Origin of the sequence: Solihabitans fulvus (genome assembly GCF_008386585.1) — a bacterium.
Classification (GTDB): domain Bacteria; phylum Actinomycetota; class Actinomycetes; order Mycobacteriales; family Pseudonocardiaceae; genus Solihabitans; species Solihabitans fulvus.
The window spans coordinates 1-2,431 of the sequence record NZ_VUOB01000191.1 but is presented as its reverse complement, the minus strand read 5'-3'; the positions used below and the strand labels follow the sequence as shown (position 1 = coordinate 2,431).

Annotated in this window: 3 protein-coding genes and 1 pseudogene; all 4 read right to left on the bottom strand. The window is 72.5% G+C overall.

What is annotated here, in order from left to right:
- A partial coding sequence (locus F0L68_RS41255; RefSeq protein ID WP_188317127.1) for a helix-turn-helix domain-containing protein occupies positions 1-1,118 on the bottom strand: 1,118 nt, incomplete at its 3' end.
- 234 nt (positions 1,119-1,352) lie between these two features.
- Positions 1,353-1,763, bottom strand: coding sequence for a hypothetical protein (locus tag F0L68_RS41250; protein WP_149855357.1), 411 nt, complete (start codon positions 1,761-1,763; stop codon positions 1,353-1,355).
- Positions 1,760-2,017: a hypothetical protein gene (locus tag F0L68_RS41245; protein WP_149855356.1), complete on the bottom strand. Its 258-nt coding sequence runs from the start codon at positions 2,015-2,017 to the stop codon at positions 1,760-1,762. Before F0L68_RS41245 ends, F0L68_RS41250 begins: the two co-directional genes overlap by 4 nt.
- 172 nt (positions 2,018-2,189) lie before the next feature.
- A pseudogene (locus F0L68_RS43065) lies at positions 2,190-2,431 on the bottom strand (hypothetical protein); the annotation flags it as partial.

Below are 2,431 nucleotides of genomic sequence, written 5' to 3'. Positions count from 1 at the left end.
CCCAGCAGCCGGAACATCCGCGCCGCATCCGGTTCCAGGGCCCGGTAGGACCAGGAGAACGCCGCGCGCACGGCCATCGTGTCGTCGTCGGCGGCGGACAGCAGCTCCAACCGGTCGCTCTCGCTGGCGAGGTCGGCGACCAGGTCCGCGACGGTCTGATGCGGGTGCGAGGCCACCCGTTCGGCAGCGATGCGCACGGCCAGGGGCAGGTAGGCGCAGCGCTGCACCAGCGCCGCCACGGCCGCCGGGTCGGCCGCGGCGCGCTGATCCCCGATGACCGACCCGACCAGCGTGACCGCCTCGCCGCGGTCGAGCGGGTTCAGCGTCACCGCCCGCGCTCCCGGGTCGATGGCCAGTCCGGCCAGGCGCTGCCGGCTGGTCACCAGCACCACGCAGTTGGGCATGCCCGGTAGCAGCGGACGGACCTGTTGGGAGTCGGCAGCGTTGTCCAGCACCAGGAGGAATCGTTGGTCGTGCAGCAGCGAGCGGAACAGCCCCGCGCGGACCGCCGGGTCGGCGGGAACCTGGTCCGGGCTGATCCCCAGCCCTCCCAACAGTTCTTCGAGCACCTGGTGCGGCGCGGCGGGCGCGCCGGCGGAGAAGCCTCGGAGGTTGGCGAACAGCACGCCGTCGAACTGGTCCTGGATCTCGTGTGCCCACCGCAGCGCCAGCGCGGTCTTGCCGACGCCGGGCGGGCCGTCCAGACACACCACGGTCACGGCCATCGCGCCGGGCGCGGTGGCCTCGGCCAGCAGTGCGTGCAGCCGGCCGAGCTGGAGGTCGCGCCCGACGAAGTTGTTCGGCGCGGCGGGCAGCTGCGCCGCCTGCGTCGAGGGGTGGCGCCGGGCGCGGGCCTGGTCGGCCAGTGCCACCAGGGCACCACCGGCCGCAAGGTAGGTGTCGACGGCCTGGGCGAACTCGGGTGTGGGCAGCTGGCCGTTCTCGATCCGCGAGACCTGGCTCTTGTCGAAGTGGATCTCTTTGGCCATCGCGCGCAGCGACACGGTGGGGCGCAGGGCTTCCCGCCGCTGGCGCAGTGCCGCGCCGAAGGTCAGCGGGACCTCGTCGCCGTCGAGGACTGCCGGCGGCGTGGTGGTCGCACCGTCCTCCTGTGCCACTGCTCGCTCCCCGCTGTGCGTAGGTCGCGCCCCTCCTCCCGGGAGTGCCTGCGAACCGACCATAGAACTCCCCGCCGGCGCAGGCGCGCAACGTGCTTCGGCATTCCCCCGAACGGACGTCGTCGCAGGTACCGGCCGTGGAGGCGATGCGGTCCCTCGGGTGTCGACCTCGCCGAGGCAGTGGGCGTCGACGATGCTGGGACGCGCGCCGGACCGTGCGGGGCACCGCAGTTGTCAGCGCAGCAGCTTGACTTCGACCCGGGGATCGAGCGAGTGCAGCGCGGCCAGCCGATCGGAGATGACCGGCCACCCGTGTTCCCTGCTGAGGGCCACCACGTGCGCCAGGGCCAGCGTCTCCGTGCAGGCGCTCAGTTCGACGGGGTCGTCGGGCGCGGCCAGCAGGGCGCCGACCTCGCCCGCCCGCCGGCCGTCCAGGTCGTCCAGAGTGGTGATCTCCGAGCCGAGCAGGACCGCGATGGCGTCCTGGCCGGCGGGGGTCTGCGCGCGGGCCAGCGCCAACACCGAGGTGGGGATGACTAGCGTGACCTTCGCGTGCCAGGCGTTCCATACCAAGCCGTGCGCGTAATCGTCGATCGCGGCGAACCGAGTGACCAGGCCGAGGTCGCAGACGAAGCCCTGGATCACGCAGCGCCCGTGGAGGGGCGCCGGAGGACGAACGGGCTTGGGCGGCCCAGCAGGTCCATCGCCGAGGCGTCCAGCGCCGCGTCGCTCGGGCGGCCGAATGCCCGCTCGAATCCGGGCGGGCCCTGCGGCCGAAGCCGCTCCTGCACCACGGTCACGACGAACGCCTCCATGCTGGCGGGATCCGGACCGACCAGATCATGGACCTGGTCCGCAGTGTCGCCCGGCAACACCACGCGGATCTCCTCGTCGGCCATGGCGACCACGGTACTGCGCTGTCCTCGACGTGGCGAGCGACCCCGACGCGAGCCCGGCCTCCCCTGCCTCGCCCAGGTCAGAGCCCTGGTGTTGCGTCAGAGCCCTGGTGCTGTGCTGCTAAAACGGCCGTTTTAGCAGCACAGCACCAGGGACTTGGCCGGTCTGGTCGAGCTACTCCTCGTCCGCGTCGTCGCGGTCGGTGCTCGCGGACTTGCGGGCGCTCATCGAGCGCACCATGTCCGTGATCACGTGCAGGTCGGTCGCCGACAGCGTGCCCGCCGACGCGGTCAGCGCCGAGGTCAGCTCGCTCAGCGCGGCGCGGCGGACGTCGTCGTCGCGCAGGGCCACCGCGAGTTCGATCTGGCTGCGGATGCTCGCCGAGGTCGCGTCGTCGAAGAAGTAGGCCGGCGAGA